Origin of the sequence: Phytohabitans rumicis (assembly GCF_011764445.1) — a bacterium.
Lineage (GTDB): Bacteria > Actinomycetota > Actinomycetes > Mycobacteriales > Micromonosporaceae > Phytohabitans > Phytohabitans rumicis.
Genome location: NZ_BLPG01000002.1, coordinates 815986 through 837144 on the forward strand (window position 1 = coordinate 815986; position 21159 = coordinate 837144).

The 21159-nt window shown below is 73.0% G+C and carries 17 protein-coding genes and 4 pseudogenes; 7 read left to right on the forward strand and 14 right to left on the reverse strand.

What is annotated here, in order from left to right:
* Nucleotide 1 precedes the first annotated feature (1 nt).
* A pseudogene (gene hsaA, locus Prum_RS47415) lies at nt 2–1170 on the reverse strand (3-hydroxy-9,10-secoandrosta-1,3,5(10)-triene-9,17-dione monooxygenase oxygenase subunit).
* Nucleotides 1171–1352: 182 nt separating this feature from the next.
* Between hsaA and Prum_RS47420 the strand changes: the two are divergent.
* The 3 genes and pseudogenes from Prum_RS47420 to Prum_RS47430 all read left to right on the forward strand — a co-directional run bounded on the left by Prum_RS47420 (nt 1353) and on the right by Prum_RS47430 (nt 3749).
* Nucleotides 1353–2498 (forward strand): 3-ketosteroid-9-alpha-monooxygenase, oxygenase component, encoded by a 1146-nt coding sequence (locus tag Prum_RS47420; RefSeq protein ID WP_173086093.1) that lies wholly within the window; start codon nt 1353–1355, stop codon nt 2496–2498.
* A complete protein-coding gene (locus Prum_RS47425; RefSeq protein WP_173086095.1) occupies nt 2495–2758 on the forward strand; it encodes a hypothetical protein in 264 nt (87 codons plus the stop codon). Before Prum_RS47420 ends, Prum_RS47425 begins: the two co-directional genes overlap by 4 nt.
* Nucleotides 2755–3749: pseudogene (locus Prum_RS47430) on the forward strand (2Fe-2S iron-sulfur cluster-binding protein). The gene Prum_RS47425 and the pseudogene Prum_RS47430 overlap by 4 nt, the downstream one beginning before the upstream one ends.
* 12 nt (nt 3750–3761) lie before the next feature.
* On the opposite strand, the gene dmpG reads toward Prum_RS47430, so the two are convergent.
* From dmpG to Prum_RS47450, 5 genes and pseudogenes are all read right to left on the reverse strand, one after another.
* Nucleotides 3762–4796: a 4-hydroxy-2-oxovalerate aldolase gene (dmpG, locus tag Prum_RS47435; protein ID WP_173086097.1), complete on the reverse strand. Its 1035-nt coding sequence runs from the start codon at nt 4794–4796 to the stop codon at nt 3762–3764.
* Entirely contained in the window at nt 4765–5682 is a 918-nt protein-coding gene (locus Prum_RS47440) for an acetaldehyde dehydrogenase (acetylating) (RefSeq protein ID WP_173086099.1), read from the reverse strand. The genes dmpG and Prum_RS47440 overlap by 32 nt, the downstream gene beginning before the upstream one ends.
* Before the next feature lie 11 nt (nt 5683–5693).
* Nucleotides 5694–6164, reverse strand: coding sequence for a 2-keto-4-pentenoate hydratase (locus Prum_RS53355; protein ID WP_246278815.1), 471 nt, complete (start codon nt 6162–6164; stop codon nt 5694–5696).
* Nucleotides 6056–6466: a 2-keto-4-pentenoate hydratase gene (locus Prum_RS53360; protein ID WP_246278816.1), complete on the reverse strand. Its 411-nt coding sequence runs from the start codon at nt 6464–6466 to the stop codon at nt 6056–6058. Before Prum_RS53360 ends, Prum_RS53355 begins: the two co-directional genes overlap by 109 nt.
* A pseudogene (locus tag Prum_RS47450) lies at nt 6460–8066 on the reverse strand (FAD-binding protein). The gene Prum_RS53360 and the pseudogene Prum_RS47450 overlap by 7 nt, the downstream one beginning before the upstream one ends.
* Before the next feature lie 24 nt (nt 8067–8090).
* Here Prum_RS47450 and kstD (Prum_RS47455) point away from each other — a divergent pair.
* Complete coding sequence (gene kstD / locus Prum_RS47455; RefSeq protein WP_173086101.1) at nt 8091–9731, forward strand: 3-oxosteroid 1-dehydrogenase; 1641 nt, start codon at nt 8091–8093, stop codon at nt 9729–9731.
* Between the two features lies 1 nt (nt 9732).
* Nucleotides 9733–10560: an enoyl-CoA hydratase ChsH3 gene (gene chsH3 / locus Prum_RS47460; protein ID WP_173086103.1), complete on the forward strand. Its 828-nt coding sequence runs from the start codon at nt 9733–9735 to the stop codon at nt 10558–10560.
* A 119-nt stretch (nt 10561–10679) separates the two neighbouring features.
* On the opposite strand, the gene Prum_RS47465 is transcribed toward chsH3, so the two are convergent.
* The 6 genes and pseudogenes from Prum_RS47465 to Prum_RS47490 form a co-directional block, all read right to left on the reverse strand.
* On the reverse strand, nt 10680–11843 hold the full coding sequence (locus Prum_RS47465; protein WP_173086106.1) for a lipid-transfer protein: 1164 nt from the start codon (nt 11841–11843) through the stop codon (nt 10680–10682).
* Complete coding sequence (locus tag Prum_RS47470) at nt 11840–12229, reverse strand: MaoC family dehydratase (RefSeq protein ID WP_173086108.1); 390 nt, start codon at nt 12227–12229, stop codon at nt 11840–11842. Before Prum_RS47470 ends, Prum_RS47465 begins: the two co-directional genes overlap by 4 nt.
* Nucleotides 12214–13106, reverse strand: a pseudogene (locus Prum_RS47475) (bifunctional MaoC family dehydratase N-terminal/OB-fold nucleic acid binding domain-containing protein). Before Prum_RS47475 ends, Prum_RS47470 begins: the two are co-directional and overlap by 16 nt.
* 10 nt (nt 13107–13116) lie before the next feature.
* The gene (locus Prum_RS47480) at nt 13117–14262 is read right to left on the reverse strand and encodes an acyl-CoA dehydrogenase family protein (protein WP_173086110.1); all 1146 of its coding nucleotides are present in this window, start codon (nt 14260–14262) and stop codon (nt 13117–13119) included.
* Nucleotides 14247–15272 (reverse strand): acyl-CoA dehydrogenase family protein, encoded by a 1026-nt coding sequence (locus Prum_RS47485; protein WP_173086112.1) that lies wholly within the window; start codon nt 15270–15272, stop codon nt 14247–14249. The genes Prum_RS47480 and Prum_RS47485 overlap by 16 nt, the downstream gene beginning before the upstream one ends.
* Nucleotides 15272–17338, reverse strand: coding sequence for an acyl-CoA dehydrogenase family protein (locus tag Prum_RS47490; protein WP_173086114.1), 2067 nt, complete (start codon nt 17336–17338; stop codon nt 15272–15274). The genes Prum_RS47485 and Prum_RS47490 overlap by 1 nt, the downstream gene beginning before the upstream one ends.
* Before the next feature lie 163 nt (nt 17339–17501).
* On the opposite strand from Prum_RS47490, the gene kstR reads away from it, so the two are divergent.
* Nucleotides 17502–18131, forward strand: a complete 630-nt coding sequence (kstR, locus tag Prum_RS47495) for a cholesterol catabolism transcriptional regulator KstR (protein WP_173086117.1) — start codon at nt 17502–17504, stop codon at nt 18129–18131.
* 10 nt (nt 18132–18141) lie between these two features.
* Here kstR and Prum_RS47500 read toward each other — a convergent pair whose 3' ends face one another.
* The gene (locus Prum_RS47500; RefSeq protein WP_173086119.1) at nt 18142–18576 is read right to left on the reverse strand and encodes a type II toxin-antitoxin system Rv0910 family toxin; all 435 of its coding nucleotides are present in this window, start codon (nt 18574–18576) and stop codon (nt 18142–18144) included.
* Between the two features lie 67 nt (nt 18577–18643).
* Nucleotides 18644–20299, reverse strand: coding sequence for a 3-oxosteroid 1-dehydrogenase (gene kstD / locus Prum_RS47505; RefSeq protein ID WP_173086121.1), 1656 nt, complete (start codon nt 20297–20299; stop codon nt 18644–18646).
* A gap of 127 nt (nt 20300–20426) precedes the next feature.
* On the opposite strand from kstD (Prum_RS47505), the gene Prum_RS47510 reads away from it, so the two are divergent.
* Nucleotides 20427–21149, forward strand: a complete 723-nt coding sequence (locus Prum_RS47510) for a PaaI family thioesterase (protein WP_173086123.1) — start codon at nt 20427–20429, stop codon at nt 21147–21149.
* Nucleotides 21150–21159: the final 10 nt, after the last annotated feature.

Consider the following 21159-nt stretch of genomic DNA (forward strand, 5'->3'; position numbering starts at 1 on the left):
CTCACACCATCGTGTCGGTGATCGGCAGGCCGAACTCCCCTTGCCGAACGCGCTCAGCGCCCGCTCCGGGTCGTTGATCGCGTGCACCCGGCCGGCGTGCGCGTCGCGCCAGAACCGCTGGATCGGCGTGCCGGCGGCGAGCGCTCTTCCGCCTGAGTTCTCGAACAGCCGGTCCACCGCCCGGATCGCCAGTTCGGTGCCGCGCACCTGGTCCCGGCGTACCCGAAGGCGCAGCGGCATCGGGAGTTTCTCGCCGGCGGTGGCCAACCTCATGAGCTCGCCCAGGTCGTACTCCAGCGCCAGCCACGCGGCGTCGAGGTCGGCCGCGGCCTCCGCGACCCGGACCTGCGAGTGCGGGTCCTCCGCCGCCTTCACGCCGACGTACGAGACGCGCACCCGCTCCCGGGTGTACGCCACGTGCGCGTCGTACGCCCCGGTGGCCATGCCGATGATCGGCGTGGTGATCGCGTACGAAAAGATGGAGGCGTACGGGATCCGGTACAGCGGGCCGGTGTTGAGCTCCTGGCCGGGGCACACGCAGCGGGCGGTGTCGTTGAAGCTCAGCGACCGGTACGCCGGCACGAACGCGTCCTCGATCACGATGTCGTTGCTGCCGGTGCCGCGCAGCCCGACCGTGTCCCACACGTCCACGATCGCATAGTCGCCCAGCGGCACCAGGAACGTCCGGAAGTCAGCCGGGGTCTCGCCGTCGGGCGGAACGATCCCGCCGAGCAGTACCCAGGTGGCGTGGTCGCAGCCGGAGGAGAAGCTCCACCGGCCACTGATCCGGTAGCCGCCGTCGACCGCGCTGACCCTGCCGGTCGGCGCGTACGACGAGGACATCCGGATACTCGTGTCGGCACCCCAGACGTCCTGCTGCGCCTGGTCGGGGAAGAGTCCGAGCTGCCAGTTGTGCACGCCGACCACCGAGGCGACCCACCCGGTCGAGCCGCACGCGCTGCCGATCAGCCGTACGGCGCGCAGGAACGTGACCGGATCCGCCTCGAGCCCGTCCCACCGGGACGGCTGCAGCAGCCGGAAGAACCCCGTCTCGGCCAGGGCCTTGACGGTCTCCGCGGACAGCGCCCGGCGGTCCTCGGTCTCCTGTGCGCGCTCGCGCAGCACGGGGAGTAGGTCCTGCACACCGGCGACGACACCTTCTGCACTCATCTCGCGCTCCGCCTGGCTAGAAACGAACGCTCCTGACTAGAAACGAACGCCTTGGTTGGTACGAACGCCCGCAGCCACTATAGTAGAACACGTTCTAGATTGGTCTGGCCACCGGCTACGTAGGAAGTCTAGCCGACGTAATAACGTGTTTCAGATCGATGAACAGGCATGTGGAGGAGCCCATGAACGACGGGGAGGCCGTACGCACCATCGACGCCGGCGCGCCGCCAGCCCGGTTCGCCCGGGGTTGGCACTGCCTCGGGCTCGCCGACACCTTCCGGGACGGCGTACCCCACGCCGTCGAGGCGTTCGGCACCAAGCTCGTCGTCTTCGCCGACTCCGGCGGTACGCTGCGCGTGCTCGACGCGTACTGCCGGCACATGGGCGGCGACCTGAGCATGGGCACCATCAAGGGCGACGCGGTGGCTTGCCCGTTCCACGACTGGCGGTGGGGTGGCGACGGCCGGTGTGCCAGCGTGCCGTACGCCAACCGGGTGCCGCCGCGGGCGCGTACCCGGTCGTGGATCACCTGCGAGGAGAACAAGCAGCTCTTCGTCTGGCACGACCCGCAGGGCGCGGCGCCCCCGCCGGAGGTGGCGATCCCGCGCATCGAGGGGTCGTTCTCCGACGAGTGGAGCCAGTGGACCTGGGACTCGGTGCGCATCGACGGGGCGAACTGCCGCGAGGTCATCGACAACGTGGTCGACATGGCGCACTTCTTCTACATCCACTTCGCCTTCCCGACGTACTTCAAGAACGTCATGGAGGGGCACGTGGCGACGCAGTTCCTCCAGACCCGGGGCCGGCCGGACGTGACCAACGGCTCCAACTACGCCGGCGACGCGCAGACCAAGCTGCGCTCGGAGGCGGCGTACTACGGGCCCTCGTACATGATCGACTACCTGTACCACGACTACCACGGCATCACCGTCGAGTCGGTCCTGATCAACTGCCACTACCCGGTCACGCCCACCTCGTTCGTGCTCCAGTGGGGCGTCATCGTCAAGCGGCTGCCCGGACTGACCAGCGAGCAGGCCGAGCGGGTGGCCGGCAAGTTCGCCAAGAGCGTCGGCGTCGGCTTCCTGCAGGACGTGGAGATCTGGAAGCACAAGAGCCGGATCGACAACCCGCTGCTGTGCGCCGAGGACGGCCCGGTCTACCAGCTGCGCCGCTGGTACGAACAGTTCTATGTGGACGTCGAGGACGTCACCGACGAGATGGTCGCGCGCTTCGAGTTCGAGGTCGACACCACCCGCGCGATCCAGGCGTGGGAGGCCGAGGTCGCCGGAAACCTCGCCCAGCGCGCGACGGCGGCGGAGGCACCGTGAGCGAAACGCGGACCTTGGACGATCGCCGCGCCTACCTGGAGGGCGGGCTGGTCGACCTCGCCTGCGGGCACTGCAGCGCGTGGGTGCGGGTGAAGAAGAGCAGCCCGCCGCACACCAGCGTGCAGTGGAGCCGCGAGGCGGTGCGCGCGTGCGCCGAGTTCGCCGGCTCCGCCACCCCGAACGCCCTGATCCGCACCTGCGCGCGGCTGCGCGACAGCATCGAGCACGCGGCCCGCGCGGGCTACCTGGAGCAGGAGTGAAGGCGTACCGGCGGCTGCGCGTCGCCGAGGTCATCGCGGAGACACCCGACGCCTGCTCGCTGGTCCTGGAGGTGCCGCCCGCGCTGGCCGCGGAGTTCGCGTACAAGCCCGGACAGTTCCTGACCGTCCGGGTGCCGAAGGACGCCGGCGGGACGGTGTCCCGCTGCTACTCGCTGTCCAGCTCGCCGCACACGGGGGAGCCCCCAAGATCACAATCAAGCGGGTACGCGACGGGCACGCGTCCAACTGGATCTGCGACAACGTGCGGGCCGGCACCGAGCTGGACATGCTCCCGCCGGCCGGCGCGTTCACGCCTGGCTCGCTGGACGGCGACCTGCTCCTGCTGGCCGGCGGCAGCGGCATCACGCCGATGCTGTCCATCGTCAAGTCGGCGCTCGCGCACGGCACGGGCCGCTTGACCCTGGTGTACGCCAACCGCGACCCCGCGTCGGTCATCTTCGACGCGGAGCTGCGCGCCCTCGCCGTCCGGCACCCGGACCGGCTGTGCGTGGCGCACTGGCTGGACGGCGCGCAGGGGCCGCCCACGGCGGAGGGGCTGGCTCCCCTGCTGTCCGCGCACGCCGGACGGGACGCGTTCGTGTGCGGGCCGGAGCCGTTCGTCGCGGTGGCCTGCCGGTCCCTCGAAGCGGTCGGCCTGCCGGCGGACCGGATCCACATCGAACGGTGGGACTCCACCGTGGACGTGTCCGGCGAGCCGGTGGCCACCGCCGAGGTGGACCTGGACGGGCAGGTCCGCCGGCTGCCGTGGCCGGCCCAGACCCGCCTGCTCGACCTGCTCATCGCGGCCGGCCTGAACCCGCCGTACTCCTGCCGGCAGGGCACCTGCGGGGCCTGCGCGTGCCGCGTGGTCAGCGGCGAGGTGGAGCTGGTGCACAACGAGGTGCTGGAGGACGAGGACTTCGCCGAGGGCTACACGCTGGCCTGCCAGGCGCTGCCGCGCAGCGAGACGGTGGTCGTCACGTACTCGTGACGACCACCTCGCTCAGCGGGCTTCCGCCGCGAGCCCGACCGCGATGTCGATGAGCTGGTCCTCCTGGCCGCCGACCAGCTTGCGCTCGCCCGCCCGGACCAGGATCTCCGCGCCGGACACCTGGTACCGCTCGGCCAGGCTGTAGGCGTGCTTGAGGAAGCTGGAGTAGACGCCCGCGTACCCCATGATGAGCGCGAGCCGGTCGAGCCGGCACTCCTCCGGCATGGCCGGGCGCACCACGTCCTCGGCGGCGTCGACGATCGCGAAGAAGTCCACGCCGGTGCGGATGCCCAGCTTGTCGCAGACGCCGACGAACGCCTCGACCGGCGTGTTGCCCGCGCCAGCACCGAACCGGCGGGTGCTGCCGTCGATCTGGGTGGCGCCGGCGCGCGCGGCGAGCACCGAGTTGGCCACGCCGAGCCCGAGGTTCTCGTGCCCGTGGAAGCCGACCTGCGCGTCGTCGCCCAGCTCCGCGACCAGGGCGGCGACCCGGTCGCCCACCTGGTCGAGCACCAGCGCGCCGGCCGAGTCCACGACGTACACGCACTGGCAGCCGGCGTCGGCCATCAGCCGGCCCTGCTTCGCCAGGGCCTCCGGCGGCAGCGAGTGGGCCATCATGAGGAAGCCGACGGTCTCCAGGCCGCGGTCGCGGGCCAGCCCGAAGTGCTGCGCGGAGATGTCCGCCTCGGTGCAGTGGGTGGCGATGCGGCACACCGCCGCGCCGTGGTCGGCCGCCGCGAGGATGTCGTCCTTGACGCCCACGCCGGGCAGCATGAGGAACGCGATCTTCGCCCGCCGGGCCGCGCCCACCGCCGTGGCGATGAGCTCCTGCTCGGGCGTGTGGCTGAAGCCGTACGTGAACGACGAGCCGCCCAGCCCGTCGCCGTGGGTCACCTCGATCACGGGTACGCCGGCCGCGTCCAGCGCCTCCACAATGGAGCGCACCTCGGCGGCGGTGAACTGGTGGCGCTTGGCGTGCGAGCCGTCGCGCAGCGAGGAGTCGGTGATCCGCAGGTCAAGGTCGGCGGAGAAGCGGCGCGGCAGCATGGGACTCCTTCAGGGATCGGGCCAGTTCCTCGCCGACCCGGGTCGCGGCGGCGGTCATGATGTCGAGGTTGCCGGCGTACGCTGGCAGGAAGTCGCCGGCACCGGTGATCTCGACGAAGATGGCGACCCGCGTGCCGTCCCCGTACGGGTCGAACTGCGGCTCGTTGAGCAGCCGGTAGCCGGGCACGTAGCGGGCCACGTCGGCGGCCATGTCGGCGATCGAGGCGGCCACCGCGTCGGTGTCCGCGCCCGCGCCGATCGCGCAGAAGATGGTGTCGCGCATGACCATCGGCGGCTCGGCCGGGTTGAGCACGATGATGGCCTTGCCGCGCTCCGCGCCGCCGATCACCTCCAGCCCGCGGCTGGTGGTGCGGGTGAACTCGTCGATGTTGGCGCGGGTGCCCGGACCGGCGGACTTCGAGGCCACGGTGGCCACGATCTCGGCGTAGCTGACCGGGGTGACCCGGGACACCGCGTACACCATCGGGATGGTCGCCTGGCCGCCGCAGGTGATGAGGTTGACGTTCGGCGCGTCCAGGTGGGCTGCGAGGTTGACGTGCGGCACGACGGGCGGGCCGACCGCGGCCGGGGTGAGGTCCACGGCACGGATGCCGGCCTCGGCGTACCGGGGCGCGTTGTCCCGGTGCACGTACGCCGACGTGGCCTCGAAGACCAGGTCGGGCAGCGGGTCCTGGGCCAGCAGCCAGCCGGCGCCGTCCACAGTGGTCGAGAGGCCGAGGTCGGCGGCCCGGCGCAGCCCGGGGCTGTCCGGGTCGATGCCGACCATCCAGCGCGGCTCGATCAGGTCCGAGCGCAGCAGCTTGTACAGCAGGTCGGTGCCGATGTTGCCGGACCCGACGATGGCCGCGGTCGCCTTGGCCGCCATGCGCGCCTCCTTCAGAACGTCAGCGACACGTCGCCGAGACCGGTGAACGAGGCCCGGAACGCGTCGCCCGGCCGGGCGTCGACCGCGCGGGCACACGCCCCGGGCAGGATCAGGTGGCCGGCGCGCAGCCGCACGCCGAAGCCCGCGACCGTGCGGGCCAGCCAGGCCACGGCGGTGACCGGGTTGCCGAGCACCGCGTCGGAGCGGCCCTGCGCCACCGGCTCGTCGCCCTTGTAGAGCACGGCGTCGATGGCGCGGATGTCCACCGTGGCGGGGTCGACCCGGGCGGCGCCGACCACGAACCCGGCCGACGAGGCGTTGTCCGCGATCGTGTCCGCCAGGCTGATCCGCCAGTCAAGGATCCGGCTGTCGATCAGCTCGATGGACGGCGCGTACGCCTCCGTGGCGGCGAGCACGTCCTCCTCGGTGCAGCCCGCGCCGGGCAGGTCGGCGCCGAGGATGAAGGCGACCTCGATCTCCACCCGGGATAGCAGTAGCGGCCGGCGTCCACCGGCACGCTCTCGGACAGCCGCATGTCGGCGAGCAGGTGCCCGTAGTCGGGCTCGTCGACGCCCATCATCTGCTGCATCGCCTTGGAGGACAGCCCCACCTTGTGGCCCACCACCTCGGCCGTGCGGCGCCTGATGTTGCGCAGCTGGATCTCGTACGCGTCGGCCGCCCCGAGCTCGGGGTGCGACTCGGTTAGGGGCGGGATCGGCGCCCGGTCCCGCTCGGCGGCGTGGAGCAGGTCGGCCAGTGTGGACTGTTGCACCTCGGTCAGCACTCGGCCTCCTCGGTAGACAGAGCGGCGTGCCGGCCCGCGCGCCGGCCGGAGAAGACGCAGTCGGCGAGCGAGAGCCCGCTGACGTACGAGTTCGAGCAGATGCCCACCGCGGTACGGCCGGCGGCGTACAGGCCGGGCAGGATCGCGCCGCCGGCCCGGCGTACCCCTCCGGTGTCCTCGTCGACCAGCAGGCCGCCCAGGGTGAGCATCGGCGCGGGCTGGGCCGGCCGTGGCCGTACCGAACAGTCGATGAGCGAGAACGGCGGCCGCGCGAGCGGGCGGACCAGGTCGGCGGGCTTGCCCGCCGGGTCGCGCTCGCCGGCCTCGGCGGCGGCGTGGTACGCCTTGACCGTCGCGGCCAGGCCCGCCGGGTCGACGCCGGCGCGGGCCGCGACCGCGGCGAGCGTCGGGGCGCTGACCCGGTCGAACGTGAGCAGCCAGCGGGCCTGCACGCGTTGAAACCACAGCGTCTGCTCGGGCACCTGGGCCCGCGCCTCGGCGAGCACCTCGGCGTCCACGAGCAGCCAGGCCCGCTGCCCCTCGCGCCGCACCACCGCCTCGCCGATCGCGGCGCCGTAGCGGGACTCGTCGCAGACCCGCTCGCCGGCGCGGTCGACCAGCAGGCCCTGGAGCAGGGCCGCGGGCGGGGTGAGGAAGCGCCAGATCGAGACCCGGTCGAGGTGGCCGGTGCCGGCGCCGAGGTCGGTGCCGAGCCGGATGCCGGTGCCGTCGTCGCCGGGCGTGCCCAGGCGCAGGCCGCCCCGGTACGCGGGCGCGTGCTCGGCCAGCATCCGCCGGTTCATCACGAAACCGCCGGCGGCGAGCACCACGCCGCGCCGGGCCGCGACGCGCAGCGGGCGGGCGTACCGGCGCTCCAGCCACGCCACCGGCCGGTGCAGCGCGCGGCCGAGCGCGGGCAGGTACAGGCCGGGCTTGACCGACCAGCGGTGCAGGGCCCGGTGCGCGAACCGGGCCCAGGCCGGGGCTTGCTTGAGGGTGGCGCACTCGATCCCGACCACCCGGCCGCCGCCGTCGGTGAGCAGCCGCCGTGCGCTCGTCTGGGTGTGGACCCGGACCCCGCGGTCGTGGGCGGCGGCGGCGAGCCGGTTGTGCAGCAGCCGGCCGGACGTGCCGCGGCCGTGCGCCCGGTGCCCGCGTGGCGCCGGCGGCGCGGTGTCCGCATAGGACGCCTCGTTGCCGGAGTAGTACAGGTAGTGCCGGTCGGTCGGGTAGGACGTCTTGTACGGGCAGAGGCTGGCGTCGAACGGCACCCCGCGCTCCTCCAGCCAGGCCAGCATGGCGGCGCTGCCGTCGCAGAACCGGCGCAGGGTGGCCGGCGACACGGCATCGCCCACCTCGCGGCTCAGGTACGCGAACATCGCCTCCGGGTGTCCACCACGCCGGCCGCCCGCTGCTGGGCGGTGCCGCCGCCCGCGTACACGACGCCGCCGGACAGCGCGGTCGCGCCGCCGCCGTCGAAGCGGTCGACCACCGTGACGCTGGCGCCCGCCTCGGCCGCCTCGATCGCGGCGCACGCCCCGGCGGCGCCGAAGCCCACGACCACGACGTCGGCCCACTCGTCCCACGGGTAGGAATTCATCGCACAAAACTATAACCTGTTCTAGTGACTGAGGACGAGGCCGAGTTCGATGTCGTCGTGGTGGGCAGTGGCGCCGCTGGTATGACCGCCGCCCTCACCGCGGCGCACTCCGGACTGACCGCCGTGGTGGTCGAAAAAGAGAACGTGTTCGGCGGCTCCACCGCGCGCTCCGGCGGCGGCCTGTGGCTGCCCGGCAACGAGGTGCTGCGCCGCGCCGGGGTCGCCGACACGGCCGAGCGGGCGCAGGCGTACCTGGCGCACGTGGTCGGCCCGGAGGTGCCGCCGGCGCGGCAGCGCGCGCTGATCGAGCACGGGCCGGCGATGCTGGCCTTCGTGCGGGCGCACACGCCGCTCGCCTTCTCCTGGGTGCCCGGCTACGCCGACTACTACCCGGAGGCGCCCGGCGGCCTGCCCGGCGGCCGCACGATCGAGCCGGTGCCGCTGGACGGCCGGCTGCTCGGCCCGGACCTGGCCACCCTCGCCCCGCCGTACGTGCCCGTGCCGGACGGCGTGGTCGTCACCGCACGCGACTACAAGTGGTTGTCGCTGGGTACCCGGCACCGGCGCGCCCTGCTCACCGGCGCCCGGGTGTTCACCCGCGCCGTGGTCAACCGCGCGCTGGGGCGCCGGATGCTCGGCCTGGGCCAGGCCCTCGCCGCCGGGCTGCGGGCCGGCCTGCGCGACGCCGGGGTCCCGGTCCGATTGGGTACACCGATGACGGACCTGGTCGTCGACGGCGAGCGGGTCACCGGGGTACGGGTGAACGGCGGGCATGTGGTACGAGCCCGGCGGGGCGTGGTACTCGGGTCGGGCGGATTCGAGCACAACGAGGCGATGCGCAAGCTGCACCAGCGGGCCCCGATCGGCACGGACTGGACGGTGGGCGCGTCCGGCAACACCGGCGACGGCATCGAGGCCGGCCGCCGGCTCGGCGCGGCCCTGGACCTGATGGACGACGCCTGGTGGGGCCCGGCCATCCCGCTGCCGCACGGCCCGTACTTCTGCCTCGCCGAACGCAGCCTGCCCGGCTCCCTGATCGTGAACACCGCCGGGCAGCGGTTCGTCAACGAGGCGGCGCCCTATGTGGACGCCGTGCACGCTATGTACGACACCGGCAGCATCCCGGCCTGGCTGATCGCCGACCAGACGTACCGGGACCGCTACCTGTTCGCCGGCCGCGGCCCGCGCGCCCCGCTCCCCCGCCGCTGGTACGCCTCGGGCGCCGTCCAGCGCGCCGTCACCCTGGACGAGCTGGCCGTCCGGATCGGCGTGGACGGGGCGGCGTTGCAGGCCACCGTCGAGCGGTTCAACGACTTCGCGGCGGCCGGCCGGGACGAGGACTTCGGGCGCGGCGACTCGGCCTACGACCGGTATTACGGCGACCCGCGCAACCGCCCCAACCCGTGCCTCGCGCCGCTGCGCAAGCCGCCGTTCCACGCGTTCCGGATGGTCCCCGGCGACCTGGGCACCAAGGGCGGGCTGCGCACCGACGACCGGGCCCGGGTGCTGCGCGACGACGGCACCCGGATCGCCGGCCTGTACGCCGCCGGCAACGCCAGCGCCTCGGTCATGGGCCACAGCTACGCCGGCGCCGGCGCCACCATCGGCCCGGCCATGACGTTCGCCTACCTGGCCGCCCTCGACGCCGCCACCCCGGAGGACTGATATGCCCATCGACCCCGCCGTCGCGATCGGTGCCGAGCTGCCCGGCCGCGACCTGTCCTGGACCACCACCGACGTGCTGCTCTACCACCTCACGCTCGGCGCCCGCGCCACCGAGCTGCGGTACGTCTACGAGCGCGACCTGACGGTCCTGCCCACGTTCGCGGTGGTGACCGGCACGCTCGGCGAGACCGAGCCGCCCGCGCTCGACATGCCCGGCGTGGACATCAGCCTCGCCAGCACCCTGCACGGCGGCGAGGAGCTCGTCGTGCACAAGCCGTTGCCGCCCTCCGGCACCGCCCAGTCCCGGTCCCGGATCGCCGACGTGTACGACAAGGGCAGCTCGGCCATCATCGTGATCGAGACCGTCACCGACTACTTCACCATCCGCAGGAGCGTCTTCGTCCGCGGCGAGGGTGGCTTCGGCGGCGACCGTGGCCCGTCCAGCCGGGTGCCCCCGCCGGACCGCGCGCCGGACACCGTCACGCTCAGCCCCACCTGGGCGGAGCAGGCGCTGTGGTACCGGCTCTGCGGCGACCGCAACCCCCTGCACGCCGACCCGGCGTTCGCCGCCATGGCCGGCTTTCCCGCCCCGATCCTGCACGGCCTGTGCACGTACGGGATGGTGTGCAAGGCGGTCGTGGACACGGTGCTGGACGGCGACCCGACCCGCGTGGCCGGCTTCAGCGCCCGCTTCTCCGGCGTCGTCTACCCCGGCGAGACCCTGCGCACCAGCATCTGGCGCCAGGACGACCGCCTGCTCGTCAACGCCACGGTGGTCGAGCGCGACGCCCCCGCCCTCTCCGACGCGGTCCTCACCATCCACGGGTAGCCGTCGGCATGGTTCGATCAAGGGATTCGACGTCGATCAAGGGCATACGGTCGTGGTTTAGAGATCAAAGCACGACCATATGCCCTTGATCGACGGGAAAGGGGCGGCCTGGACCGTGACTATGCGCTGAGGATCAGGCCGCTGGTGGGGACGCCGGTGCCGGCGGTTACCAGGACCGGGCCGGCGCCGGCGACCTGGTTGGCGGCGGTGCCGCGGACCTGGCGTACCGCCTCGGCGATGCCGTTCATGCCGTGGATGTACGCCTCGCCGAGCTGCCCGCCGTGCGGGTTGATCGGCAGCCGGCCGCCCAGCTCGATGGCGCCGTCGGCGATGAAGTGCCGGGCCTCGCCGCGCGGGCAGAACCCCAGCTCCTCCAGCTGGATCAGCACGTACGGGGTGAAGTGGTCGTACAGCACAGCCACCCGGACGTCGTCGGGTGCGAAGCCGGACTGCCGCCACAGCTGCTGGGCCACCACCCCCATCTCCGGCAGGCCGGGCAGGTCGTCGCGGTAGTAGCTGGTCATCACGTACTGGTCGGGCCCGCTGCCCTGGGCCGCGGCGCACACGAGCGCCGGCGGCCGGGGCAGGTCGCGGGCGCGCGCCGCGCTCGTCACCACCAGCGCGACCGCGCCGTCGCTCTCCTGGCAGCAGTCCAGCAGCCGCAGCGGCTCGGCGATCCACCGCGACGCCTGGTGGTCGGCCAGCGTGATGGGCCGCCCGTAGAACCAGGCGTGCGGGTTCGTGGCGGCGTGCCGGCGGTCGGCCACCGCCACCCGGCCGAAGTCCTCGCTGCCGGCCCCGTACTCGTGCTGGTAGCGGCGGGCCACCATGGCGACCATCGCGGCCGGGGTGGCGAGGCCCATCGGGTAGTGCCAGCCGGCGTCCACACCGGACGATGTGGGCGCCCCGGCCACGGCCCGCGACACCTGGCCGAAGCGGCGGCCGGACCGCTCGTTGAGGGCGCGGTAGCAGACGACCACCTCCGCCACACCGGTCGCGACGGCCATCGCCGCCTGCTGCACGACCGCGCACGCCGCTCCCCCGCCGTAGCCGATCTGGCTGAAGAAGGTCAACTGCGGCAGGCCGAGCTCGCGCGCCACCGCGATCTCCAGGTTGCTGTCCATGGTGAACGTCGCGAGCCCGTCCACATCGGATGGCGAGAGTCCGGCGTCGGCGAGGGCGGCCCGTACCGCCTCCACCGCGAGGCGCAGCTCGCTGCGGCCGGAGTCCTTGCTGAACTCGGTCGCCCCGATGCCGGCGATCGCGGCCGTCCGGGCGATCACGCGGGGCCCCGGAGGAGCCGCACTGTCCCGGTCACGTGCGCGCCCAGGCTGTTGCGCCCCACCACTTCCACCACACACTCACCGCCGTCGTCGGAGGCCACACGGCCGGTGAAGGTGAGTGTCTCGTACGGGTAGCACGGCACGCCCAGCCGGATCGCGATGCGGCCCACCGTCGCCTCGGGGCCGGCCCAGTCGGTCACGTACCGCTGCACCAGCCCGGTGGTCGTCAGGATGTTGAGGAAGATGTCCTTCCCGCCCCGGCGTACCGCCCGGTCCCGGTCGTGGTGCACGTCCTGGAAGTCGCGGGTGGCGATGGCGGTGCTGACCACGAGGGTCGGCGTCACCTCGACTGTCCACACAGGTAGCTCGGTCACGACAGCCGCCACGCGGGCAGCGTCAGCTCGTCGTCCACGCGGACGAAGTCGACCCGTACCGGGTCGCCGATCCGCACCAACGCCGGGTCGCAGCCGAGCAGTTCGCCGGTCATGCGTACCCCCTCGGGCAGTTCCACCAGGACGACCACGACGGGCGGTTCGCGGCCGGGCAGTGGCGGATGGTGGTGCACCACATAGCTGTAGATCTCGCCACGGCCGGACGCCACGACGTACTCGGGTCGCAGGGCGCCGCAGTGCGGGCAGGACGGGCCGGGCGGGTGGCGCAGCGCGCCGCACGCGCCGCAGCTCTGGACGCGCAGCTCGCCGACGGCCGTGCCCGCCCAGAAGAAAGCGGTGTCCGCGCTGACGACCGGCCGCAGCACGTCGGCGGGGGCGCGGTCGCCACCGGCGTCTCGGCCGGGCGAAACTTCAGGACGCGGAAGAGCATGGTGGCGACCGGCTCGGCGTCGACGTACCAGGTGCTCTCGGTGGTGACGAACCAGCCTTCGCCGAGCGAGGTGCGCTTCGGCCCGGCCACGTCGGTGAGCCGGCTGCGCACCGCCACCCGCTCGCCGTCGCGCAGATACCGGTGGTACGTCTGCTCGCAGTCGGTCGCCACCACGGAGGTGAACCCGGCCTCGTCCAGCACGGTGGACATGGCGGCCAGCCGGTCTCCGGGATCGGCGACGGGGTGCAGGCCGCGCATCGTCCACACCTGGGTCATCGCCGGCGGGGCGAGGCCGTCCCTTTCGTACACCGGGTTGGCGTCGCCCATGGCCTCCAGCCAGTTGCGGACCATCGGCAGGTTGACCGGGTCGCGGGCCAGCCGGGGCGGCCCCTCGCCCAGGGCCTTGATGCGCTCGGCCGCCGCCGTGATGGTCTCCGCCACACCAGCCTCCCTATCGGGGTACGCGCGGCAGGTGCAGCCCGGCCGTCGCGATGAGCTCCCGCTGGATCTCGTTGGCCCCGCCGCCGAAGGTGAGCACCAGGTTGCGCTTGCTCTGGATGTCCAACCAGGACAGCAGCTCGGCGGTGTCCTGCTCGGCGGGGTCGCCGTACCGGCCGACGATTTCCTCCAGCGCCCGCCCGAGCTCCTGCAGCCGCTCGGAGGCGAACACCTTGGTGGCGGAGGCGTCCGCGACGCGCACCGGGTCGACGGCGGCCACCTGCCAGTTGAGCAGCTCGTTGACGCGCAGGACGGCGTACGCGCGGGCCAGCGCCCGGCGCACGTCCGGCTCGTCCACAAGGGAGCGTGCCGACGCCCAGGCGTGCACCCGTTGGTAGAGCGCGCCCAGCCGGCCGGCCGGGCCGAGCATCACCCGCTCGTGGTTGAGCTGCGTGGTGATCAGGCGCCAGCCGTCGTTCTCGGCGCCGACCCGCATGCCCACCGGCACCCGCACGTCGCTGTAGTAGGTCGCGTTGACGTGGTGGGCGCCGTCGCAGGTGATGATGGGTGTCCACGAGTAGCCGGGGTCCGTGGTGTCGACGATGAGGATCGAGATGCCCTTGTGCTTGGGCGCGTCGGGGTCGGTACGGCAGGCCAGCCAGACGTAGTCCGCGTCGTGCGCCCCGGTGGTGAACGTCTTCTGCCCGTCGACGACGTACGCGTCGCCCGCGCGTACCGCGCGGGTCCGCAGCGCGGCCAGGTCGGTGCCGGCGCCCGGCTCGGTGTATCCGATCGCGAAGTGCACCTCGCCGGCCAGGATCCGGGGCAGGAAGCGCTCCTTCTGCTCCGCCGTGCCGAACGTCATCAGGGTCGGCCCCACGGTTTGCAGCGTCACGGCGGGCAGCGGCACGTCGGCGCGGGCCGCCTCGTTGACGAAGATCTGCTGCTCGACCGGGCCTAGGCCGCGGCCGCCGTACTCGACCGGCCAGCCCACGCCGAGCCAGCCGTCGCGGCCCATCCGGCGGACCACCTCGCGCAGCACCGGGCCGTGCCGTTCGCGCAGCAGCGTGGTGCGCTCCGCGGCGGTCATCAGGCCGGCGAAGTACGCCCGCAGCTCGGCCCGCAGCGCGTGCTGGGCCGGGGTCAGGTCGAGGAACACGGCACCCTCCCGAGCAGGTGCTCGGCCCCGCCGAGCAGGCGCACCAGGTCCTTGATGGTGGACGAGTGCCGGTGCAGCGGGTACGTGACGTCCAGGCCGAGCCCGCCGTGCAGGTGGTGGCAGGCTTGGACGGCCGCGGGCGCCTCGCTCGCCAGCCAGTACGCCGCCACGGCCAGGTCGTCGTCGGCCGGCAGCCCGGCGCCCAACCGCCAGGACGCCGACAGGGCGGCCAGCTCCATCGTGCGGGACACCACGTACGCGTCGGCGATCTGCTGGGCGACCGCCTGGAACCGGGCCAGCGGCCGGCCGAACTGCTCCCGGGTGCCGACGTGCGCGGCGGTCAGCGCGAGCGCCCCGGCCAGCGCCCCGGCGCCGGCCGCGCACGCCCCGGCGATGGCGCACCGGTAGAGGTCGGCAACCGAGCCGCCGATCAGTTGCGGCTGGACGCCGTCCAGCCGCACGGTGTACTCGGGCTCGCCGGTGGCGCTGGGCGTGCGATGCATCCTCAAGCCGGGCGCGGCCGGGTCGACCACGGCGACGGCCGTGCCTCCACTGTCGAGGGTCACGGGCACGAGGATGCGGTGCGCCTGCTCGGCGTACGGGACGCCGACCTTCGTGCCGGTGACGAGCGGCGACGCCGTGGTGCGCGGTACGAGCGGCAGCGGGTCGCCCGGCTCGCGCAGGGCCGCGGTCAGCACGGTGTCGCCAGCGGCCACACCGGCCAACAGCTGCGGCGCGGGGTCGGCCCAGCGCACCACCGGCAGCACGCCGAGCGCCAGAGTGGACAGTGCCGGTACGGCGGCGGCGCGCCGGCCGACCTCGGTCAGCACGAGGCTGGTCTCCAGCACGCCGAGCCCGGAGCCGCCCAGCCCAGGTGGGAGCGCCAGAGCCAGCAGCCCGGCCTGGGCCAGCGCCTTCCAGGCCCGCTCGGGCGCGTCGCCGGCGCCCTCCAGTACGTCGGCCGCGAGGCGTACCACCGCCTCCTGTGCCTCGTCCGGTGTGAAGTCCATCAGCGCTCCTTGTCCCGAGGGAGCCCGAGCACCCGTTCGGCGACCACCGACAGCAGGATCTGCGTGGTGCCGCCGGCGATGCTCAAGCACCGGGTGAGCAGGAACTCGTACGCCGCACCGCCGTCGGCCGCGCCGTCCGGGCCGAGCGCCAGCAGGGCGGCCTCGGCGACCGCCTGCCGGTGCGCGACGCCGACCAGCTTGGCCACCGCCGACTCGGGCCCGCCCGCCTGGCCGTCGAGGCGGCGCAGCATGCCCCGCAGGTCCAGAAGGGACACCGCGAGGCCGTCGGCCACCAGCCCGCCGAGCCGGTCCCGCTGTACCGCGTCCCCGGCGGCGAGCAGCTTCTCGACGCCCTCGCCCAGGGACGAGCCGCGCCCCATGGCCACCCGCTCGTACGCCAGCGTGCCGCGGGCCAGCCGCCACCCGTCGCCGGGCGCGCCGACCACGCAGTCGTCCGGCACGAGGACGTCGTCGAGGAAGACCTCGTTGAAGACCGCTCGCCCGGTGATCTCGCGCAGCGGGCGCACTTCGATGCCCGGCGTGCGCATCGACACCAGGAAGTACGTCAGGCCGCGGTGCTTGGGCGCGTCCGGGTCGGTGCGGGCCAGGCAGATGGCCCAGTCCGCCTCGGCCGCCAGCGAGGTCCACACCTTCTGGCCGGTCAGCCGCCAGCCGCCCGGCACGCGGACCGCCCGGGTGCGCAGCGAGGCGAGGTCGGAGCCCGCTTCCGGCTCGCTGAAGAGCTGGCACCAGGTGAGCTCGCCGCGCAGCGACGGGCCGGTGAAGCGTTCCTGCTGCTCGGCGGTGCCGTGCGCGAGGATGGTGGGCACCGCCCAGCCGGCGATCGCCAGGTCCGGCCGGGTCACGCCGGCCCGGCTCAGCTCCCCGTCGATGGCGAGCTGCTCGGCGGGTGCGGCGCCCAACCCGTACAGGCCGGCGTCGGCCAGCGCGGCGCGCTGCCGCTCCGCGGGGAGGGCGGCGATCTGCTCGACCTTGGCGCGTACGTCCGGGGACGCCGGTGCCTGCCCATCCGGGGCGCGCAGCGTGCGGCGTACCCCGGAAAGGGCCAGCGCGGCGGCGCGCTCGCGCCAGACCGCGCCGTCGCCGAAGAGCTGGCGCAGTGCGACCGCCCGGCGCAGGTAGAGGTGGGCGTCGTGCTCCCAGGTGAAGCCGATGCCGCCGAGCACCTGGACGCAGTCCTTGGCGGTGTCGACGGCGGCGTCGAGCGCGATGGCCGCCGCGGCCGCGACGGCGAGGGGGAATTCGTCCGGCGCCTCGTCGTACGCCCGGGCGGCGTCCCAGGTGGTGGCGGTGGCCCGTTCGAGCCGGCACAGCATCTGCGCGCACAGGTGCTTGACCGCCTGGAACGTGCCGATCGCCCGGCCGAACTGGTGACGCACCTTGGCGTACTCGCTCGCGGTGCGAACACACCAGCCGGCGACGGCGGTGGCCTCGACGGCGGCCAGTAGCGCCGCGGTGTCTTTGACCTGTCCCGTGACGAGCGGGACGCGGCGGTCTTCGGGCAGGGCCGCGGCGCCCGCGTGGACGTCGGCGAGCGGGCGGGAGAAGTCGACCGGCACGCGCGGCGCGACGTGCAGCCCGGGGTGGCCGGCCGCCAGCAGGTACCAGGCGTCGCCGGCGGGCAGCAGCAGGTGGGATGTGCCGCCCGCGCCGAGCACCGGCCCGTCCCCGGTCCTTACGGCCACGGACGCGTCGCCGGCCGCGAGGGCCGGCAGCAGCTCCTTCACCGCCGGTACGTCGGCGTGCACGGCGAGGATCAGCTCGGCGAGGAACGTGGGCAGCAGCGGGCCGGGCACGAGGGCGTCCGCGAGCTGCTCGACGGCGGCGGCCAGGTCGAGCGTGGTGCCGCCCGCGCCGCCGGCCGAGACGGGCACCGCGATGGCGAAAACGCCCAGATCGGCCGCCTCGGCCCAGTGCCGCCGCCAGGAGTCCGGCTCGCGGCCGGATTCGAGGGCGCGCACGGCCGCCACGGTGCCCGCGCCGCCGGCCCAGCGGCGGATCGACTCCTGTAGGGCCCGTTGCTCCTCGGAGATGGCGATCGGCACGGCAAAATTGAAACACGTTTCACCATGGGTATGCCAGCCCGGCTTCCGGCCGGTAACGACCGCCGCGTTGGTAGTCTTGAAGACAACAGGCACTTCACGAGCGTGAAACTTCTTCGCGAGATGATGAAGGGGACGCTCCGAGGCAGGACGACGAGAGGGAAAGATGGCAGCGCCGAGAACAAATACCAGCAGCAACACCGGACTGGTCACGCTCACCGGCGCCGACTCCGAGCAGGGTTCGGCCGCGCAGCGTGACCGCCGCCGCCGGATCCTCGACGCCACCCTGCAGCTGGCCTCCAAGGGTGGGTACGACGCGGTGCAGATGCGGGCCGTGGCGGAGAAGGCCGACGTGGCGCTCGGCACGCTGTACCGCTACTTCCCCTCCAAGATCCACCTGCTGGTGTCGGCGCTGGCGCGGGAGCTGGAGCGCATCCAGGAGCGGCTCGACCGCACCGCCATCACCGGAGACACGCCGCATGAGCGGATGCTCTTCGTGCTCGGCCGGGTCACCCGGTCGATGCAGCGCGAGCCGCTGCTCACCGAGGCGATGACGCGGGCGTTCATGTTCGCCGACCCGTCGGCCGCGGCCGAGGTCAACGCGGTGGCGCAGCTGATGGAAGACATGTTCACCCGGGCCATGCACGACAGCGACCCCACGGCGGACGACCGCGCCAAGGCACGCGTCATCGGCGACGTCTGGCTCTCCAACCTCGTCGCCTGGGTGACCAGGCGCGCCTCCGCGAACGACGTGATAAACCACCTCGAACTGGCGGCGCGCCTGCTGCTGCGTTAGCTAAATCCGGTCACCCGAGCAACGCGGTGAACTTCTCCAGGGAAGCCTTCGCCGCGGTGCCGGCCTGCTTTTCCAGCATCGTCGCCATCGGGCCGGCGAGCGCCGGTCCGGCGAACTCCATCTCGTACGTGATCTGCGAGCCGGCGTCGGCCGGCTCGATGATGAAGCGGTTCTTGGCCTTGACGCCCATCGGGCCGTCACCGGCCAACTCCAGGCGCCCCGTCGGCTCGTCGGCCGTGACGACCTGCCAGGCCATCTCGGCCGGCATGCCCATGAGCTTGACCCGCTGCCGGTACGCCGTGCCCTCGCTCAGCGTCGCCGGCACGTCACCGGTAAAGCCCTCGTGCATGGTGAGCCACTCGGCGTACCTGGGTAGATCTATGACCAGCTTCCACACCTGCTCGGGCCCTGCCGCAGCAACGGCGGACACGCTGACCTTCGCCATAACGAACCTCCTAGGTGCCGGCTCCCGGCAGTGTAACGTGTTCTAGTTCTCGTGGATAGCAACACAATCACGACGCGGCGATGTCCCGGCCGGCGACGTACGCGAATGTCATGGCCGGACCCAGCGTGGAGCCGGCGCCGGCGTAGCTGCGCCCCATCACCGCGCCGCTGGCGTTTCCGGCGGCGTACAGGCCGGGGATCACGGTGCCGTCCGGGCGCAGCGCGCGGGCGCGGGCGTCGGTGCGGATGCCACCCTTGGTGCCCAGGTCACCGGGCACGATCTTGAACGCGTAGTACGGCGGCAGCCACAGCGGCGCCAGGCACGGGCTGGGCTGGTTGGTCGGGTCGGCGAAGTACGCGTCGTACGTGCTGTCGCCGCGGTGGAAGTCGGTGTCCTGCCCGGCGCGGGCCATCGCGTTGAACCGGTTGATCGTCGCGCGCAGCGCCGCCGGCGGCACCCCGATCTTCGTGGCGAGCCCCTCGATGGTCCAGTCCCGGTGTAGCGCGCCGCTGTTGTACCAGGCGTCCGGGTACGGCAGGGCCGGCGAGACGTCCTTGAACAGGTACCGGTTGCGGTACTGCTGGTCGGTGACCATCCAGCACGGGATGTGCGGCGCCTGCGGGGTGTCCTTCTCGTACATCACGTGCACCACGTCGCTGTACGGCGCGGCCTCGTTGACGAACCGGTTGCCGGCGGCGTTGACGAAGATGTTGCCCGGCAGGGTGCGCTCGGACAGGCAGAAGTAGGGCCCCTCGGGCAGCGGGATCATCGGCCCCCACCACGCGTCGTCCATCAACTCCAGCGCGGCGCCGGCCCGCGCGCCGGCCTCGATCCCGTCGCCGGTGTTGGACGCGGCGCCGACCGTCCAGTTCACGCCGATCGGCTCCTGCTGGAACTGCTTGCGCATGCGCTCGTTGTGCTCGAAGCCGCCGGACGCGACGAGCACGCCGCGCCGGGCCCGGACGAGGATCTCGGCGCCGTCCCGGATCGCCCGCACGCCGGCCACCCGGCCGCCCTCGACGTACAGGTCGGTGAGTGGGGTGTTGAGCCAGACCGGCACGTCCGCGGCGATCAGCCCGGCGCGCAGACCGCCGGCCAGCGCCTGCCCCATCGTGATGGGCTTCTGCCCGAGGAACGCGGCCGCCAGGTACCGCCGGACGATCTCGGTGGCGGTGGCCAGGCCGCGCGGGTGGCGCGCGATGAGGGCGAGCCACTTGTAGTCCACCGCCATGACCACGGTGCCGGCCGGGACCGCCAGGTAGGCCGGGTTCAGGTTCGCGTACTCGGTGCCGAGGATGTTGGCGTCCAGCGGCGCCGGCTCGATGGAGCGGCCGTTCGGCATCCCGCCGTACAGCTCGGGATAGTAGTCGGGGTAGCTCTCCATGAAGGAGAACCGCAGCGGCGTCTCGCGCAGCAGAAACGAGATCATCGCCGGCCCGTTGGCCAGGTACGCCTGCTGCCGCGCGGCGGGCACGTCCGGGCCCACCACGGCCGACAGGTACGCCGCGGCCTTGGCGGGCGTGTCCGGCACACCGGCGGCGAGGACGACCTCGTTGCCGGGCACCCAGATGCCGGCGCCGGAACGGGCGGCCGAGCCGCCGTACTTCGCCGCCTTTTCGATGACGAGGGTCCGCAATCCCTGCTTCGCGGCGGCCAGCGCGCCGACCATGCCCGCTCCGCCGGCACCGACCACGACGACGTCGTACTCCACCACGGCTGCCATCGCGCCTCCTTTGTAAACTAGAACAGGTTATAGCGCGTAACACCATGTACACCAGTCGTCTCGCCTCTTCTGTTAGAACGTGATACAGCTCGCTGCCCGACCCCGGGACGGCTGTGATAATCAACAGATGACCGACAGCGGGCGCAGCTACCACACCATCGGGGACCCGGCCGAGGTGGAGGCCGAGACCGAGTCGCTGCGCGACCGGCGCGCGGCGATCACGGAGCTGGGCGACGCGCTGCGCACCCTGGTCGAGCAGGCGGCGGCCACCGAAGCCCCGGCCGACGAGCTGCGTCGCGCGGCGGCGCTCGTCCGGGAGGCGACCATTCCGGTCGGCAAGCAGCAGCGGGAACGCGGTCAGATGCCGACCGCCGACGACCTGCTCGGCGGCGTGCGGATGTACAACCCGGTGTGCGGGTCCGGCAGCGCGCTCGCACCGCCGCTGCTCATCGAGCTGGGCGCCGGCGGCGTCACCGGCAGCTGCACGCTCGGCCTGGCGTACGAGGGGCCGCCGATGTACGCCCACGGCGGCGTCAGCGCACTCCTGCTCGACCAGATCCTCGGGTACGCCACGAGCGCGTCCGGGCACCCCGGCATGACGGTGCGGCTGGACACCGAGTATCGGGCGCCGGTGCCCCTGCAAACCGAGCTGCGGCTGAGCGCCGAAGTAGTCAACGTGGACGGTCGCAAGGTCACCGCCCGAGCGACCATCGCCACCGCCGCCGAGCCCGACCGCGAGTTGGTGGTGGCGACCGGGCTCTTCATCGCGCTGCGCGCCGACCAAGCCATCCGCCTCTTCGGCACCGTACTGCACCCAGACGCCTCAAACCCCGCGGTCGCCCACGACTGACCCCGCCCCT

Coding starts and splice junctions, on each gene's coding strand:
- Prum_RS47420 (WP_173086093.1), top strand. CDS start 1,353: ATGAACGACGGGGAGGCCGTACGCACCATCGACGCCGGCGCGCCGCCA.
- dmpG (WP_173086097.1), bottom strand. CDS start 4,796: ATGCTGCCGCGCCGCTTCTCCGCCGACCTTGACCTGCGGATCACCGAC.
- Prum_RS47440 (WP_173086099.1), bottom strand. CDS start 5,682: ATGGCGGCCAAGGCGACCGCGGCCATCGTCGGGTCCGGCAACATCGGC.
- chsH3 (WP_173086103.1), top strand. CDS start 9,733: ATGCCCATCGACCCCGCCGTCGCGATCGGTGCCGAGCTGCCCGGCCGC.
- Prum_RS47485 (WP_173086112.1), bottom strand. CDS start 15,272: ATGGACTTCACACCGGACGAGGCACAGGAGGCGGTGGTACGCCTCGCG.
- kstR (WP_173086117.1), top strand. CDS start 17,502: ATGGCAGCGCCGAGAACAAATACCAGCAGCAACACCGGACTGGTCACG.
- Prum_RS47500 (WP_173086119.1), bottom strand. CDS start 18,576: ATGGCGAAGGTCAGCGTGTCCGCCGTTGCTGCGGCAGGGCCCGAGCAG.
- kstD (WP_173086121.1), bottom strand. CDS start 20,299: ATGGCAGCCGTGGTGGAGTACGACGTCGTCGTGGTCGGTGCCGGCGGA.
- Prum_RS47510 (WP_173086123.1), top strand. CDS start 20,427: ATGACCGACAGCGGGCGCAGCTACCACACCATCGGGGACCCGGCCGAG.